The following is a 15,881-nucleotide window of genomic DNA, read 5'->3' as shown; positions in this document are numbered from 1 at the left end:
TCGAGCGCCAGCCCCTCGTCGGCCAGCGCCGCCTCGCTCCGCTCGATGCGGCCCACGGTTGGCGTGAGCAGCCCGGCGACGAGCCGGATCAGGCTCGACTTGCCGCTGCCGTTCGGGCCGGTCAGGAGCAACGCCTCGCCCGGCTCTAGCGCCACGCCCAGCCCTTCGAACAGCAACCGCCCGCCGCGCACCAGCGCCAGCCTGTCGCCGCGAAGGAGGCTGCTCACGCCTGCTCTTCCAGCGCGTGCATGTCGGCGTCGGAGAGGCCGAAATGATGGCCAGCCTCATGGATCAGGATATGGCGGACGAGGTGCTCGAACGGCTCACCCTCCTCGACCCATTCGTCGAGGATGGCGCGGCGGAACAGGCGGATGCGGTCGGGCAGCGTGCCCGACGTGTCGACGCTGCGCTCGCCGATCGAGACGCCTTCATAGACCCCGGTCAGGTCGAGCGGATGGTCGATGCCGAGCTGGGCGAGCAGCGGATCGTCGGCCAGTTCCTCGACCGTCAACACGACCTCGCGCAAATGACCGGCGAACGGTTCGGGTAGCCCCATCATCGCCGCGCGCGCGATCGCCTCGATCTCGTCGGCCGAAGGAGGATGGTCGAAGCGCCGCATCATCGGCAGCGGCATAGGGGCCAACCCCCCGGCGCGGCAAGCTTGCCCCCGGCGCCGCGCCTCTCTAAACGCGCCCCTTCCAAGCAATGCGGAGCGGTGGCCGAGTGGTCGAAGGCGCTCGCCTGGAAAGTGAGTATGGGCCAAAAGCCCATCGAGGGTTCGAATCCCTCCCGCTCCGCCACGGCGTCAAGCTTCGCGCGCTCCAGCGCAAAGGTCCGATTTCGCGAGGTGCGCAGTCTGACTTAAACCCTTGTGCTCAGCCGCGAAAAAGCGTCGCGATATTGCGGCCTCGGCGCGAGTAATGGGGCTGGTCCTCGAGCGAACTCTTAGCTGGTCAGGTGAGCACTCACTCAACTACCTCCTTTTCGCTTTTTTGCTGTTCAATCGCAGTCAGGATGTTGCGGATCGCGTCGGTGATCGCCTCCGGCGCGTCGATCTCGATGTTGTGGTGGCTGCCCGGGACGATTCGGTGCGCGCCGCGGGTCGAGAGACGCGCAGTCTGTCGGTGAAGGAAAAGATCCGCTTGGTACGACGCGGCCTCAAACCGATCCTCGGAATCGTGGATGCCATGGGTGAGAACGATCAACGGTCTGTTGCCGAGCATCCCCGGCTGGAACAGCGCCGCATAAGCGACATCCGGCGTGGGTGGCCCATAGACGCTGTTGGCAATTTCGGAGGCCTGAGCCTGCTGGTAGGAATATCTCCCTTGAAGGCGCGCCCGCTCGGCCGCGATCGTCGGCCCGAGCTTTGGCCGTACGGGGTCGGTGCAGGAGCGGTAGATAGTCGACCCGGAAGCCAGATCGGCAACTCGCGCGGCGCTGGCGCACTCGCGATAATGGTCGATTAGCTTGTCAATCCAGGGCTGGTCGGAAAGCTCGATCCGAGCGGCCAGCGCGGGGCCATAGCGATTGCGCAGGAACGCACGGGAGCGCTCCGCCGCCCGCTCCTCGGCGGGATCGACCAGCACGAGACCTGCGACGTCCTCTGGGTAAAGCGCCGCGTAGAGCTTGACGTTGAAGCCGCCGAGTGAGTGGCCGACCAGGACCAGCGGCGTATTTAGCTCCGCGCGGTGGATAAGCGCATGTAGATCGTCAACGATCGCGATCGGGGAGCGAGGTCCCTTTGCAGGGTCGCTGTAGCCAAGGCCAGCGCGGTCGTAGGAGCAGACTCGCGCCTGCGTCGAAACGACGGGCTGAACCAGCGCCCAGATGACCGACCAGTCGCTTCCACCCGCGTCGAGCAGCACAGCTCGCGTTCCCTGGCCGCTGCAATACAGGTTAAGCTTTCTGTCCACTCCAATATCGACCAGTTGATGTGAGCGAACGAAGTCCGCCGCGATGCTCGGCCACACGAGCTGCGGCGCCACGACCTGCGCGGCCGCGGCTGGGGATAAAGTGAGGAGCGTAGCAGCAGCGAAAGCCCATATCGGACGCGTGGACCGCCTGCGCCCCGGTGCCCGAGAAAGCTGGGCGCCCGGATGATCGTTCATGCGCATGGGGGAGTCTTTTGGTGGCTCGGGCGTCAAAGCTCGACTGCTTTGACGGCGGTGGCCGGATCACCCGTGTTCGGCGTGTCGTTCGGGTCGAGAAGGATGAGTTTGACTTCGCCCCGCCGCGCAGCGGGACGATGCTCAACCCCCCGGGGGACAACAAGCAGTTCGCCAGGCCTCACCGTGACGCTGCCGTTCTTGAAGTCCATGTCGAATTCACCCTCGACGATCAGGAACAACTCGTCAGTCTCATCATGCTTGTGCCACACCCACTCGCCAGAGGTCTTTACCAGCCGCACCTCATTGTCATTATATCGCGCGACTATCTGCGGCGACCAATGGGCGTCAAATGCACTGAATTTATCAGCCAGCCTGACCGGCTTTGGGATTTTCACGTCCATCTTCAATGATCCATTTGCTGTTCGGCGCATAGTTGCGGGATCCGTTAGCGGGCGGGAGATGGACGATGGTCAATTAGCGGGGATATCTCGCCACCGCGCCAGTCGTTCTCGCATTCCGGAGCGTCGCGTTCACACCGCACTCTCGTGCGGCTCCGGGACCGGTCCGCGGTTTTTGAGGGCATCGCCTTGGCGGTGATCAGGCCGCTCGGAGAGCGCGGGCTCTCAGCTCGCGTGGGCCGAAACCAAAGCCGCGACGGATGAGCGCCCGCAACGTCGACGGCTCCGCATAGCCTACGCGAACGGCGATCTCCTCCAGCGGGAGGCGCGTCGTTTCGATCAGCTCGACCGCTCGTTCCACCCGGAGTTGCTGAAGGAAATAAACGGGCGACAAGCCGGTTGTGCGGTGAACGCGGCGTGCAAAGGTGCGCGGCGACATTCCTACTGCTGAAGCCACGTCATCGACGCTGATGCCCACGTCCAGCCTGGAGCGCGCCCAAGATGCTGCCTTGGACACGCTATCGTCGCCCGCCGAAAGCAGGCTTATCCCCATGTAAGGGGCCTGAGATCGGCGCTCATCGAGGATCATCGTTCGCGCGCACCCATCGGCAACCCGCGCACCGGCATGTCGGGCGATGACTCCGACCATCAGGTCCATTTGCGCCATCGCCGCGCCCGCAGTCGTGAAAGGGCCGTCAGTGGTCACGAGTTCTCGGGTGTCGAGCTGAACCTTTGGAAAAAGCTGCCGGAACGTCGGCGCGAGCCACCAGGCAGTGGTTGCCCGGCGATCATCAAGCAGCCCGGTGCTGGCGAGCAACAGGGTTCCCGTGCACGAACTTGTAATCCGCGCGCCTCCGCCCGCCGCGGCCTTGATCCAGTCGCCCGCTTCGGCGGTATCCGGTTCCGCCAGCCTCGAGGCAATGCACTCCGCTTTCGAAAAACCCTGAGCAGGAATGATAATCAGCGTCGCCGGCTCGTCGGAAATTGCGGGCGCGGCCACGAAATCGGCAAACGCTCGCGAACCGGAGCCGCGTAGGCGAATTTCAAAGGCATTTGGGCGTCCGTCGGCCCTGCAGATGCTATTGGCCATGGCCATAACATCGAGCGTGATCGCAACACTCGAGGCCATGGCGTTGGACAATATAATCACGTCGACCATAGTCATGGCGGATCATCCCCGATTGATGTCTATTTCGCCACTAGCGGACGCGATTATCCAGGGCCAGATATTTCACCTGCGGGTGAGGCTGCCCAAGGGAACACGAACTTGGATTGGATGCGGGGTTCGAGTGAAACCGGGCGGCGTGTGAGCCATGCCGGCAGTTTCTAATTCCACGTAAATTGAGAAAAGGAGGCGTGGCTAAATCGCCGCGACGCATGCATGAATGACAATATCTATCTGGCCCGCGAGTTTTTCCGCCGAGTGTGGGCACCTCCTCACGACCTTGAAGCCATCGATGAGTTGATGACCGAAGATTATCGGATCACGACCGCCGGCACCGTCATTAGTGGACGCCGGGCGTTCAAGGCGTGGGTTGCAAAGATGCAAGAAGCGATAGGCGATGCGACGAATGAGCATCTCGAGGTGTTCAGCAATGCCGCCGGAGATCGAATCGTATCCCGCTGGATTACTCGCGGCACAAACAATGGCGTGTTCGGTCTTCCTGCTGATGGCACGCCGATCGCGTTCACAGGAATTGCGATCTGGCGGGTAGCAGACGGTCGCTTCGCCGAATGCTGGATTGAGCGTGCCGCGCTTGAACTGCACAATCGTCTGAGCTGCGAAGGGTGATCGAGCGCCGAATTGGACGCATCGTAGCAGCGGCCCCTGGCTAATTCAGGGGATAACAGGGGACATGGGGGACCGGTTTGCAAGAGGGTCCGCTCCGCCACATCCTGCCTTACCACTGGCAACAATCGACAAATCGATTGAGGCCGGTCGGTTGATTTGCTTGAAGCCCGCGTGGCGCTGACCTGGACATTCGCGATTGTTCGCGGTGGAACGTTCACGGACATCGTATCGACTACTTCCGACGGGCGGCCGCGATCCGACAAGCTACTGTGGACAATCCCGGCGATTATGCCGGGGAACATTGGCTGGCTAGTTTCGCGCTGCTGGCTCTTCTGTGAGGTAACCGGCTAGGCGATCGGCTCGAATGACCATCATGCGTACGACAGCCAACACTATATGATCGGCCTCGCCGCGCTGTTCCTGCTGACCGCGACGCTTTATTCGACGGTCGGGTTTGGCGGCGGGTCGACTTACAGCGCCCTGCTGGTGCTGTGGGGCGCCGATTATCGCGTCGTCCCGGCGATTTCACTGGTGTGCAACCTGTTCGTCGTGACGCTCGGCAGCTGGCGTTTTGCGCGATCCGGCGCAGTTCCGTGGCGGCGAATCTGGCCGCTGTTCACGACCTCTGTCCCGCTGGCTTGGGTCGGAGGACGGCTGGTGGTCCCTCAATTGGCCTTCGTCGGCTTGCTTGCCTTGTCGCTGATCGCTGCCGGGCTGGCCATGCTTTGGCGGCCCCCGCCCGATCGGGAAGCCGTCGAGCGTCCGGCCGGCTGGCGAGAGCCGCTGATCGGCGGCGTGCTCGGCTTCCTTGCCGGCGTGGTCGGGATCGGCGGCGGCATTTTCCTCGCGCCGTTGCTGCATATGATGCGCTGGGGTCGGGCAAAGGACATCGCCGGCACCTGCGCGGTGTTCATCCTGGTCAATTCGGTCGCCGGTCTGGCCGGGCAACTGGCCAAGCCCGACGGATTCGACCGACTGGCCGCGCTGCACGATTATTGGCTGTTGGTCCCGGCGGTCGTCGTCGGCGGACTATTCGGCTCGATGATCGGCAGCACCAAATTGACCGCGCGTCATCTCTCGATCGCGACCGCGGTGCTGGTGCTTTATGTCGGCGCGCAACTGGCCTACCGCTTCGCCATCATGGTCTGGCAATGATGATCGACCCGTTCGGACGCAGCATCAGCTATTTGCGCGTGTCGCTGACCGACCGCTGCAACTTGCGCTGCACCTATTGCATGCCCGCGCGGATGCGCTTCTTACCGCGCGAGGAATTGCTCAGCCTCGATGAGCTCGACCGGCTATGCAGCGCGTTCGTGCGCAAGGGGGTGCGCAAGCTCAGGCTGACCGGCGGCGAACCGCTGGTGCGCAAGGATGCGATCGACTTGGTCGAGCGGCTGTCGCGGTTTCTCCAATCGGGCGAGCTCGACGAGCTGACGATGACCACCAACGGGCTGCTGCTGGCTGATCATGCCGCGGCATTGGCGAGCTTTGGCATGCGGCGGATCAACGTCTCGCTCGACAGCATCGACCCCGAAACCTACGCCCGGGTTACGCGCGGCGGACGTATCGAGCAGGTGATCGCCGGGATCGACGCGGCAATCGGGGCGGGGATCAACGTCAAGATCAACGCCGTGGCGCTGACGCAGGACAATCTCGACATGCTGGTTGGTCTTGCTGAATGGGCTCACGCTCGCGGTGCCGCGTTGACTGTGATCGAGGTCATGCCGCTTGGCGAGGTCGGCGAGGACCGCTCCGACCAGTTCGTCCCGATGAGCGAGATTCGGCGTCGTTTCGCCGAGCGCTGGACCCTGACCGACCTGGCGATGCGCACCGGCGGCCCGGCGCGATACGTGCGCACCAACGAAGGCGGGACGATCGGCTTTATCACCCCGCTGACGCATAATTTCTGCGGCGATTGCAACCGAGTGCGCGTGACTTGCACCGGACAGCTTTTCCAGTGCCTCGGGCAGGACGCCAACGCCGATTTGCGTACGCCGCTGAGGGCCAGCGCCGGCGACAAATTGCTTGACGCTGCGATCGATGCGGCGATTGGGCTTAAGCCGGAGCGGCATCACTTCGCTATAGCGCGCGGCGCCGCGCCGGCGGTGGCGCGGACCATGTCGCTGACCGGGGGCTGAGCCGATGCGGCTACAGTTTTTCGGACGGTTGACCGACATTGCGGGCCGCGCGCCGCGCGAGGTGATCCTGCCCGAGGGAGTAGAGGACGTCGCCGCCCTTCGTCATTGGCTGGGCGAATGCGAGTCGGAACTGGCCGTCGCGCTTGCTTCGCCGGGGGTGAGGGCAGTGGTCGATGATGCGATTGTCGATGAAGCGCACCTGCTGTCGGGCGCTCGCGAAATCGCCTTCATCCCGCCGGTGAGTGGCGGATGATCCGTCTTTGCGCCGAGCCATTCGATCCAGCGCGAGAGCTTGCTGCCTTTGCCTGTGGAGCGGCGGGGGCTGGGGCGGTGGCGAGCTTCACGGGTTATGTTCGGGGCGAAGGAGAAGAAGTCCAAGCGCTTGAACTCGGCCACCATCCTCGCCTGACGCCAGCAAGCCTGACCGCGGTCGAGGTCGCCACTCGCGAGCGATTCGCCAATGTCGATCTGCTGATCATTCACCGCCACGGCCGGCTGCTGCCCGGTGAGCCGATCGTGCTGGTGGCGGCTGCGGCGGGTCATCGACGCGCTGCGTTCGACGCGGTCGACTATGCGATGGACCGGCTGAAGACCGAAGCTGTATTCTGGAAAAAGGAAGTGCGCGGCGATGGCGATCGATGGGTCGACGCCCGTGCCGAAGACCGGGCCGACCGCCGCCGGTGGGAGGTTGCCGATGGCTAAGGTGCGAATAGCGTTGCTGACCGTGTCGGACAGCCGGACGAGTGAGACTGACACGTCGGGAGCCATCCTCGCTGATCGGATTGTCGCGGCCGGCCATGAGCTTGGTTCTCGGCGAATCGTGCCCGACAATGTCACCGCCATCCGCGCTGCTGCAAACGAGTGGATCGATGATCCTGAAGTCGATGTGATCATTTCGACCGGCGGCACCGGCCTCACCGGGCGCGATGTCACGCCCGAGGCGATGACGCCGCTGTTCGACAAGGTCATCGACGGCTTCTCGGTGATTTTTCATCAGGTGAGTTTTGCCAATATCGGCCTGTCGACGCTTCAGTCGCGCGCTTGCGCCGGTATTGCGCGCGGCACGTTTATCTTCTGCCTGCCGGGGTCGAACGGGGCGGTCCGTGACGGGTGGGACAAGATCATTTCGCACCAGCTCGACGCCGCCTACCGCCCGTGCAACCTGATCGAGATCATGCCGCGATTGATGGAGCGATGAGCGGGCTGACCCATTTCGACGGCGATGGCCGGGCGCGCATGGTCGACGTGTCGGGCAAGGTGGCGAGCGAGCGGGTGGCGATCGCGCGCGGCTTCGTGGCGGTGCCTGAGAAGGTGCTGGCGCGGATCGAGGCGTCCGGGAAAGGCGAGCCGATCGCGGTCGCCGAGCTGGCCGGGATCATGGGCGCCAAGCGCACCGGCGAGCTGATACCACTGTGCCATCCGCTCGGGCTGGACGCGGTGAGCGTGTCGATTTCGCCGGGGGACGGCGGGCTGACGGTCGAAGCCGAGGTCCGCACCACCGGCCGCACCGGGGTCGAAATGGAGGCGATGACCGCGGTGTCGATCGCCTGCCTGACGCTCTACGACATGCTCAAGGCGGCGGCGCGCGGGATCACGATCGAACGGATCGAGCTGGTCGAGAAGCGCGGCGGCAAGTCGGGGACTTGGCGGCGCGAATGAGCGGCCTGATCGCTCTTGATGAGGCTCGGCGGCTGTTGCTTGACGGGCAGGCGGCGCTTGAGATCGAAATCGTGCCGCTGGCCGAGGCAGCGGGGCGGGTGCTCGCCGAGGAGCTGGTGGCGGTCCGAAGCCAGCCGCCCGCACCGCTGTCGGCGATGGACGGCTATGCCGTGCAAAACGCCGACGTGGCCGCGGGCGCGCGGCTGCATTTAATCGGCGAGGCGCCCGCGGGCGCGCCGTTCGCCGGTGCGGTCGGGGCAGGCGAGTGCGTCCGGATTGCAACCGGCGGAGTGGTGCCCCATGGCGCCGACCGGGTGATCGTGCAGGAACATGTCGAGCGCGACGGCGACGCGATTGTCGTTTGCGATGCATCCGGGCCGATGTTCGTGAGGCCCGCGGGTTGCGATTTTGCGGAGGGCGATGTGCTGCTGCCTCGTGGCACATTCCTGGGCGCGGCGCGGCTCGGGCTGGTGGCCGCGAGCGGGAGGGCACGGGTCAGCATCTTCCGGCGCCCACGCGTTGCCATCCTCGCCAGCGGCGACGAGCTTATCGAACCGGGCGACCAGGCCGGGCCGGGCGCGATGTTCAACAGCGCGGCCTACGCGCTGGCGGTGCTGGTCGAGCGATGGGGCGGGCTAGCCGTACGGCAGGCAATCCTGCCCGACGATCTCGATGTTTGCATCGAGCGGATCGGCGCGCTGAGCGAGGTCGATTTGATCGTCCCGCTCGGCGGCGCCTCGGTCGGCGACCGCGATGTGATGCGCGCGGCGTTCGAGGCGCTGAGCGCCAGCCTCCGCTTCGAGCGAATCGCTGTGGTGCCGGGCAAACCGAGCTGGCATGCGCGCTTCGGCGACGGCCGCATCGTGCTCGGCCTCCCGGGCAATCCCTCCTCGGCGTTCGTCTGCGCCCATTTGCTGCTGAAGCCATTGCTGTTCGCGCTGACCGGCCGCGACCCGGCGGTTGCGGTTCGCTTGTCGGCGGCGCGTCTCACCGACAACGTCGGCGCCAACGGTGCGCGCGAGGCTTATCTGCGCGGAACAACGAGTATCGATGGCGAAGGGCAAATGACGGCGAAGATCGATCCCAGACAGGACAGCGGCCTCCAGACCCCGCTCGCCGCGGCGAACGCGCTGATCCGCCGTCCGCCCGGCGCGCCAGCGGCACGGGCCGGCGATCGGATCGACTTTTTGCCAATTTGAAGCGAGAGTAACCAGGCGCGCCCAGCCGCCGAAGGAACGTCAGATGACCGACCAAGCGCAAGCGACCGAACTGCCCGAGCCGGCCATCGCCGAACCGACCGCAGCCGGGCTTGCCGCGGGCGATGTGGTCAAGCGCCATCGCCTTTCTACCCGCATCTGGCACTGGACCAACGCGATCACCCTGTTGGTCATGCTGATGAGCGGACTGATGATCTTCAACGCCCATCCGCGCCTTTACTGGGGCAGCTACGGCGCCAATTTCGACCAGCCGTGGCTCGAGATCGGAAGCCATGGCGAGGCGGGGTATCTGAAACTCGTCGACCTCGAAATCCCGACCAGCGGCGTGCTCGGCGTATGGAAGGACGGCAACGGCCTAATTCAGCATCGCGCATTCCCGCATTGGGCGACGGTGCCTTCATCCTACAGCCTGGCCGACGGGCGGGTGTGGCACCTCGCCTTCGCTTGGCTGCTGGCATTGAGTCTCACTGCCTATATGATCTGGTCGCTGGTTAACCGCCACGTCCAGCGCGATCTCGCCATCCGCAAGGCTGAGATTGCGCCACACCACCTGTGGCAGGACATCAAGGACCATGCGCGTCTCAGATTCCCTACGGGGGCCGAAGCGCTGCGGTACAACATACTGCAGAAGCTGAGCTATATCGGCGTAATCTTCGTGTTGATCCCGCTGATGATCCTGACCGGCCTGACCATGTCGCCCAACCTCAACGCTGGCCTGTCGTTGCTGCTCGACGTGTTCGGCGGACGGCAGTCGGCGCGGTCGATACACTTCATCGCCGCCTGGGCACTGGTCGCCTTTTTCTTCGTCCACATTGCGATGGTCGTGCTCGCCGGACCGTTCAACGAAGTGCGCTCGATCGTCACTGGGCGCTATCGACTGCCTGGCAGGAAGGGAGGTAGGTCATGAGCGCCCTCATCGACCGTCGCCGCCTGATCGGTGGAATTGGCGCGGGCGCCGGCGGAATGCTGCTCGCCGGGTGCGACAAACTCTATTCGCAGCCTACATTCCAGAAGATGCTGCGCGACGCCGAGGGGCTGCATTACCGCAGCCAGCGGTTGATTTCGGGCGGCCAGTCGCTGGCGCGCGAATATGGCGCGGCCGACCGGTCGCCGGTGTTCCGGTCGAACGGCACCGCTATGCCGATGACGTCGGAATATCAGACGCATCTCAAAGCCAAGTTCGCCGATTGGCGGCTGATCGTCGATGGGCTGGTGACTCGACCGCTGGCGATCAGCCTGCCTCAATTGATGACGTTGCCGGTGCGGACCCAGATCACGCGGCACGACTGCGTCGAAGGCTGGAGCGCCATCGGCAAATGGGCAGGACCGAATCTATCGACCATCCTGCAACAGGCGGGCCTGTCAAGCCGCGCGCGCTTCATCGTCTTTCATTGCGCCGACATGATTGGCGGGCATCCCTATTATGAGTCGATCGACCTGGTTGACGCCTTCCATCCGCAGACGATCATGGCGTGGCGGCTCAACGACATAATGCTGCCGGTCGCCAATGGCGCCCCCGTACGGCTGCGGGTCGAGCGGCAGCTGGGCTACAAGCACGCAAAATATGTCATGCGCATCGAAGCCCGCGACACGCTCGCAGGGCTTTACGGCGGCAAGGGCGGGTTGTGGGAGGACCAGACCGGCTACGCCTGGTATGCGGGCATATGAGCGCGCGCCTTCTCCTTTCCGGCGCGATCTTCGCCTTCGCGGCCTGCTCATCCTCATCCGATTCGGCCATGGCGCCGGCCCGGCCAGAGAAGCGCGTGGTGGATGTCGCCAAGGGCGATGCGCGCCATTTGGTGGTGGTTGAGATTTATCAAAGCCAGGGCTGCTCCTCCTGCCCGCCAGCCATCGAAAATGTTAATTCGATCGCCGCCCGCGACGACATTCTGGCGCTTGATTTCGCCGTGACCTATTGGGACTATCTGGGTTGGGCCGACACATTCGCCAAGCCCGCCTATACCGCGCGTCAATGGGATTATGCCCATGCTTCTGGGCGGGGACGCGTCTACACGCCGCAGGTGGTCGTCAACGGGCGTGAGGCGTTGGTCGGCAACGTGAAGCCCGAACTGGATTCGGTCATCGCACGGCAGGGTTACCTCGTCGGTGGACCGGCGATCGACGTGGCCGGCCGTCAACTGGTGGTCGGTGCCGGGAAAGCGGCCGCAGGCACCAGCGTCTGGGCGGTCGATTACGACCCGCGAGACCAGCAGGTGGCGATCAAGGCGGGCGAGAATGGCGGCCGAACGCTGCCTCACCGCAATATCGTCCGGCGGCTGACGCGTCTCGGGGCGTGGACCGGCGCCCGGGCTAGCTTTGCGCTGGCCCTCCCCGAAAACCCCGCCTATCGCACCGCGATCCTAATTCAGCAGGGGGTCGGCGGGCCGATCATTGCCGCGCGCAAGCTGTGAACGGGCCGCCCCTCGATTGACAATCTAAGCCAACCGCTCTCGAAGCGGCGGGCGATGACGCGAAACCTGACCCATCTCGAGCGGCTCGAGGCCGAGAGCATTTTTATCATGCGCGAGGTGGCTGCCGAGGCCGAACAGCCGGTAATGCTCTACTCGGTCGGCAAGGATTCGGCGGTGATGCTGCATCTCGCGCGGAAGGCATTTTTCCCCGCGCCGCCGCCGTTCCCGCTGCTTCACGTCGATACGGCCTGGAAGTTTCAGGACATGTATGCCCTGCGCGATCGGATGGCGGCGGAGAGCGGCATGCGCCTGCTGGTCCATCGCAACCCCGACGCGGAAGCGCGCGGCATCAACCCGTTCGACCATGGCGCCCTGCACACCGATTTGTGGAAGACCGAGGGGCTGAAGCAGGCGCTCAATCTCCACGGCTTCGATGTCGCGTTTGGCGGGGCGCGGCGCGACGAGGAGAAGAGCCGGGCCAAGGAACGGATTTTTTCTTTTCGAAGCACAGCGCACGGCTGGGATCCTAAACGGCAGCGGCCCGAACTTTGGTCGCTTTATAATGCGCGCAAAAACAAGGGCGAGAGCATCCGCGTCTTCCCGCTGTCAAACTGGACCGAGCTTGACGTCTGGCAATATATCCAGATCGAAGAAATTCCGGTCGTCCCCCTTTACTTCGCCGCGCCGCGGCCGACGGTGGTGCGCGACGGGCTGATCCTGATGGTCGACGACGATCGATTTCCGTTCAAGCCCGGAGAAGTGCCGGTCGAGCGGACCATCCGGTTTCGGACCTTGGGCTGCTACCCGCTGACCGGCGCGGTTGAGAGCAATGCGACGACCGTCGCCCAAGTGATCCAGGAAATGCTGCTGGCCACCACCTCGGAACGGCAGGGTCGCGCGATAGACCGCGACGCGGGCGATGCCAGCATGGAGAAGAAGAAGCGCGAGGGCTATTTCTGATGGCCGATAAGTCGGCTTCTTATCGTCCGGACTCGCTCGTCGCTGACGACATCGACGCTTATCTGGAGGCGCACCAGCATAAGACGATGTTGCGGTTCATTACCTGCGGCAGCGTCGATGACGGAAAATCGACGTTGATTGGGCGGCTGCTCTACGACAGCCGGCTAATTTTCGAGGACCAGCTGGCAGCGCTCGAGGCGGATTCGCGGCGGGTAGGGACACAAGGCGACGCGATCGATTTCGCCCTGCTGGTCGACGGCCTGGCTGCCGAGCGCGAGCAAGGCATCACGATCGATGTCGCCTACCGCTATTTCGCGACGACCAAACGCAAGTTCATTGTCGCCGACACGCCGGGGCACGAACAATATACGCGCAACATGGTCACCGGCGCCTCGACCGCCGATCTTGCCGTAGTCCTGATCGATGCGCGCAAAGGCGTGTTGACCCAGACGCGGCGGCACAGTGCGCTGATCCGTCTGCTCGGAGTCCGGCAAGTGGTACTGGCGGTCAACAAGATGGACCTGGTCGATTATTCGCAGGATTTATTCGACGCGATTGTCGCGGACTATCGCACCTTCGCCGACGCCATCGGGATCGAGGCGTTCACGGCGATCCCCGTTTCCGGACTGAGCGGCGACAATATCGTCGATCGATCGGCGTCTATGTCCTGGTATACGGGTCCGACGCTGATCGAGCAACTCGAGGCGGTCGAGGTTGACACAGTCACGGAGCAGGCGCGGCCGCTGCGGATGCCGGTGCAATGGGTCAACCGGCCAAGCCAGGAATTTCGTGGCTTCGCGGGACAGGTATCGGCGGGCGCGGCGAGGCCGGGCGATGCGGTGCGGGTGCTGCCGTCCGGACGGACCTCGTCCATCTCGCGGATCGTCACGCACGGTGGCGATCTCGACGAGGCGGTCGCCGGACAGTCGGTCACGCTTTGTCTGGCCGACGAGGTCGACTGTTCGCGTGGCGACGTGATCGCTGCCGCCGCCGATCCGCCGCAGGCCGCCGATCAGTTCGACACGACGATCGTGTGGATGGACGAGGAGCCAATGATCCCGGGGCGCGGCTATTGGCTCAAGATCGGGACGCAGACGGTTTCGGCGACAGTCCATACCCCCAAATATGCGCTCAACATCGACACGATGGAGCATCTTGCGGCCAAGACGCTGGACCTGAACGCGATCGGCGTTGCCGAGATTGCGACCGACCGGCCGATCGTGTTCGAGCCCTATACCGACAGTCGGGCGCTTGGCGGCTTCATCCTGATCGACAAGATCGCCAACACGACTGTGGCCGCCGGGATGATCAACTTCAGTCTGCGCCGCGCCCAGAACGTTCATTGGCAGGCGCTCGACGTCACGCCCGAGGCCCATGCACGATTAAAGAATCAGCGCCCCGCAGTGCTGTGGCTCACCGGCCTGTCGGGTGCAGGCAAATCGACCATCGCCAACCTGGTGGAAAAGAAGCTCTACGCGATGGGGCGGCACACCTTCCTGCTCGATGGAGACAACGTCCGCCACGGGCTCAACCACGATTTGGGCTTCACCGAGGCCGACCGAATCGAGAACATCAGGCGCGTCGGCGAGGTGGCCAGACTAATGGCCGATGCCGGGCTGATCGTCATCACTGCCTTCATTTCCCCGTTCCGCGCCGAGCGCGAAATGGTGCGGGCGATGTTGCCCGAAGGAAGATTCCTGGAGATTTTCATCGACGCTCCGTTGGCGGAAGCCGAGCGGCGCGACGTCAAGGGGCTCTACAAAAAAGCGAGGGCCGGCGAGCTCGACAACTTCACCGGCATCGACAGCCCTTACGAAGCGCCCGAGGCGCCCGACCTGCATATCGACACGACCAAATTATCGCCCGAGCAGTCCGCGGACTTGATCGTCGCGAAGCTCGGCGGCTGACCTTCAGCTCATCGCCGCGAGCAATTCCTTGATCGGCAGGAACGCGAAACCGACCGAGCTGTCGGAAATTCCATAAGGCATGAACAGCTGGTCGCCGACGGTCATCGCCCCGCATGTATAGACGACGTTCGGGACATAGCCGTTGCGGTCATCATTCTCGGCGGTGAGTATCGGATGGCGGGTGCGACCGATGACCTTGCGCGGATCGTCGAGGTCGAGCAGCACCGCGCCGATCGCATATTGCCGCATAGCGCCGACGCCGTGGGTCAGAAGCAGCCACCCCTCGTCGAGCATGATCGGCGCACCGCAATTGCCGATCTGGATGAACTCCCACGGATATTTGGGGCTCATCAGAAGTTCGCCCTCGTCCCAATTGGTCAGGCTGTCGGACGTCAGCAGAAACAGGTTTTGCCCGTCCTGCCGCCCAACCATCATGTAACGGCCACCAATCTTGCGTGGGAACAACGCCATGCCCTTGTTGCGCGAGGCGGTTCCGGTCAGCGGGATTAGGTCGAACTTGCGAAAATCGCTGGTGCGCAGCAATTCGGAACGAATGTCGTGCCCCGAAAAGGCGGTATAAGTGCCAAAATATTCGATGCGGCCGTCGTCATGGACAAACGAGGTGAGGCGAAGATCCTCGATCCCGTTGGACTGGGCCGGAGTTACGGGAAAGATCACCGTTCCCGACAAATTGCTGTCCTCGTGGCGAAACACGGATATCGGGCCGTCCTCAAAAATGCCGTCGACATCGGGTGCGTCGGCGGCGGTCGCGAACGGTGGCTCGGGTGCAAGTTCGAACCCGCCCTTGGCCGAGACGAGTCCCTCGCGGAACGCGATCGAACTGATGTGCCCCTCGCCCACCGCGCGCAGCGACATCAGGACGCGGCAGGTGTGTTTGTCGAGCCCGCTCTGGTCAGGGTGTGGAACGATGCTGGGGTTCATGAGCGCCGCCGCGGCGTAGCTGTACTCGTGGCAGAAATAAGCACCAATCAGTTGCTGCCGCTTGTCGCCAACGCCCTCCAGCGACAGGTCGAGCAACGCGCAGATTTGCTTGAAGCGTTTCAGGAAAATCTTGCGCGTCTGCCAGTGACGCTGTTCGAAATCGCGCATCACCAGCTTGAGCTGTCGCCCGATTTCCCGGTCGTCTAGCGACAGCACAGCGCTGACCAGCCGGTTGGCGCGTCCCGAACCGGAGACCACCCCTTTCCAAGCGAGGTGGAATGGACGGACGACAACCCGGGACGGATCGGCCTTGAGCCGAAGCGGGTGCAGACTGGATTGGATCATGAAC

General features: G+C 63.9%; 19 protein-coding genes and 1 tRNA gene. 14 read left to right on the top strand and 6 right to left on the bottom strand.

Annotated features, from left to right (window positions below):
* Together H0W65_RS03240 and H0W65_RS03235 are read right to left on the bottom strand one after the other, a co-directional pair.
* A partial coding sequence (locus H0W65_RS03240; RefSeq protein ID WP_294003732.1) for an ATP-binding cassette domain-containing protein occupies positions 1-227 on the bottom strand: 227 nt, incomplete at its 3' end.
* Positions 224-622, bottom strand: coding sequence for a metallopeptidase family protein (locus tag H0W65_RS03235; protein WP_294003730.1), 399 nt, complete (start codon positions 620-622; stop codon positions 224-226). The genes H0W65_RS03240 and H0W65_RS03235, both read right to left, overlap by 4 nt.
* Before the next feature lie 87 nt (positions 623-709).
* Between H0W65_RS03235 and H0W65_RS03230 the strand changes: the two genes are divergently transcribed.
* A tRNA-Ser gene (locus H0W65_RS03230) sits at positions 710-800 on the top strand.
* Positions 801-965: 165 nt separating this feature from the next.
* On the opposite strand, the gene H0W65_RS03225 is transcribed toward H0W65_RS03230, so the two are convergent.
* The 3 genes from H0W65_RS03225 to H0W65_RS03215 all read right to left on the bottom strand — a co-directional run bounded on the left by H0W65_RS03225 (position 966) and on the right by H0W65_RS03215 (position 3,647).
* A complete protein-coding gene (locus H0W65_RS03225) occupies positions 966-1,913 on the bottom strand; it encodes an alpha/beta hydrolase (protein WP_294003728.1) in 948 nt (315 codons plus the stop codon).
* Between the two features lie 227 nt (positions 1,914-2,140).
* Positions 2,141-2,509: a cupin domain-containing protein gene (locus H0W65_RS03220; RefSeq protein ID WP_294003726.1), complete on the bottom strand. Its 369-nt coding sequence runs from the start codon at positions 2,507-2,509 to the stop codon at positions 2,141-2,143.
* Between the two features lie 196 nt (positions 2,510-2,705).
* Positions 2,706-3,647, bottom strand: a complete 942-nt coding sequence (locus H0W65_RS03215) for a GlxA family transcriptional regulator (RefSeq protein ID WP_294003724.1) — start codon at positions 3,645-3,647, stop codon at positions 2,706-2,708.
* Between the two features lie 240 nt (positions 3,648-3,887).
* Between H0W65_RS03215 and H0W65_RS03210 the strand changes: the two genes are divergently transcribed.
* The 13 genes from H0W65_RS03210 to cysN all read left to right on the top strand — a co-directional run bounded on the left by H0W65_RS03210 (position 3,888) and on the right by cysN (position 14,590).
* Positions 3,888-4,298, top strand: a complete 411-nt coding sequence (locus tag H0W65_RS03210) for a nuclear transport factor 2 family protein (protein ID WP_294003722.1) — start codon at positions 3,888-3,890, stop codon at positions 4,296-4,298.
* A gap of 396 nt (positions 4,299-4,694) precedes the next feature.
* Positions 4,695-5,453: a sulfite exporter TauE/SafE family protein gene (locus H0W65_RS03205; protein ID WP_294003720.1), complete on the top strand. Its 759-nt coding sequence runs from the start codon at positions 4,695-4,697 to the stop codon at positions 5,451-5,453.
* Entirely contained in the window at positions 5,450-6,436 is a 987-nt protein-coding gene (moaA, locus tag H0W65_RS03200; RefSeq protein ID WP_294003718.1) for a GTP 3',8-cyclase MoaA, read from the top strand. Before H0W65_RS03205 ends, moaA begins: the two co-directional genes overlap by 4 nt.
* A 4-nt stretch (positions 6,437-6,440) precedes the next feature.
* Entirely contained in the window at positions 6,441-6,689 is a 249-nt protein-coding gene (locus H0W65_RS03195) for a MoaD/ThiS family protein (RefSeq protein ID WP_294003716.1), read from the top strand.
* Positions 6,686-7,138, top strand: a complete 453-nt coding sequence (locus H0W65_RS03190; RefSeq protein WP_294003714.1) for a molybdenum cofactor biosynthesis protein MoaE — start codon at positions 6,686-6,688, stop codon at positions 7,136-7,138. The genes H0W65_RS03195 and H0W65_RS03190 overlap by 4 nt, the downstream gene beginning before the upstream one ends.
* Complete coding sequence (gene moaB / locus H0W65_RS03185) at positions 7,131-7,634, top strand: molybdenum cofactor biosynthesis protein B (RefSeq protein ID WP_294003712.1); 504 nt, start codon at positions 7,131-7,133, stop codon at positions 7,632-7,634. The genes H0W65_RS03190 and moaB overlap by 8 nt, the downstream gene beginning before the upstream one ends.
* Positions 7,631-8,095 (top strand): cyclic pyranopterin monophosphate synthase MoaC, encoded by a 465-nt coding sequence (gene moaC / locus H0W65_RS03180; RefSeq protein WP_294003710.1) that lies wholly within the window; start codon positions 7,631-7,633, stop codon positions 8,093-8,095. The genes moaB and moaC overlap by 4 nt, the downstream gene beginning before the upstream one ends.
* The gene (locus tag H0W65_RS03175) at positions 8,092-9,294 is read left to right on the top strand and encodes a molybdopterin molybdotransferase MoeA (protein ID WP_294003708.1); all 1,203 of its coding nucleotides are present in this window, start codon (positions 8,092-8,094) and stop codon (positions 9,292-9,294) included. The genes moaC and H0W65_RS03175 overlap by 4 nt, the downstream gene beginning before the upstream one ends.
* A 43-nt stretch (positions 9,295-9,337) precedes the next feature.
* Positions 9,338-10,219: a cytochrome b/b6 domain-containing protein gene (locus H0W65_RS03170; RefSeq protein WP_294003706.1), complete on the top strand. Its 882-nt coding sequence runs from the start codon at positions 9,338-9,340 to the stop codon at positions 10,217-10,219.
* The gene (locus tag H0W65_RS03165; RefSeq protein ID WP_294003704.1) at positions 10,216-10,980 is read left to right on the top strand and encodes a molybdopterin-dependent oxidoreductase; all 765 of its coding nucleotides are present in this window, start codon (positions 10,216-10,218) and stop codon (positions 10,978-10,980) included. The genes H0W65_RS03170 and H0W65_RS03165 overlap by 4 nt, the downstream gene beginning before the upstream one ends.
* Positions 10,977-11,723, top strand: a complete 747-nt coding sequence (locus H0W65_RS03160; RefSeq protein ID WP_294003702.1) for a thioredoxin family protein — start codon at positions 10,977-10,979, stop codon at positions 11,721-11,723. The genes H0W65_RS03165 and H0W65_RS03160 overlap by 4 nt, the downstream gene beginning before the upstream one ends.
* Before the next feature lie 15 nt (positions 11,724-11,738).
* The gene (gene cysD, locus H0W65_RS03155; RefSeq protein WP_294003736.1) at positions 11,739-12,683 is read left to right on the top strand and encodes a sulfate adenylyltransferase subunit CysD; all 945 of its coding nucleotides are present in this window, start codon (positions 11,739-11,741) and stop codon (positions 12,681-12,683) included.
* Positions 12,683-14,590 carry a sulfate adenylyltransferase subunit CysN gene (cysN, locus tag H0W65_RS03150; RefSeq protein ID WP_294003700.1) on the top strand — a complete coding sequence of 636 codons (1,908 nt, stop codon included), beginning with the start codon at positions 12,683-12,685 and terminating at the stop codon, positions 14,588-14,590. The genes cysD and cysN overlap by 1 nt, the downstream gene beginning before the upstream one ends.
* A gap of 3 nt (positions 14,591-14,593) precedes the next feature.
* Here the strand turns inward: cysN and H0W65_RS03145 are convergent, their stop codons facing one another.
* Positions 14,594-15,877 (bottom strand): glycoside hydrolase family 130 protein, encoded by a 1,284-nt coding sequence (locus H0W65_RS03145; RefSeq protein ID WP_294003698.1) that lies wholly within the window; start codon positions 15,875-15,877, stop codon positions 14,594-14,596.
* Positions 15,878-15,881: the final 4 nt, after the last annotated feature.

Origin of the sequence: Sphingomonas sp. (assembly GCF_013816785.1) — a bacterium.
Lineage (GTDB): Bacteria > Pseudomonadota > Alphaproteobacteria > Sphingomonadales > Sphingomonadaceae > Sphingomicrobium.
Note: the sequence above shows the minus strand (reverse complement) of the source record. Positions and strands in the feature narration are given on the sequence as shown.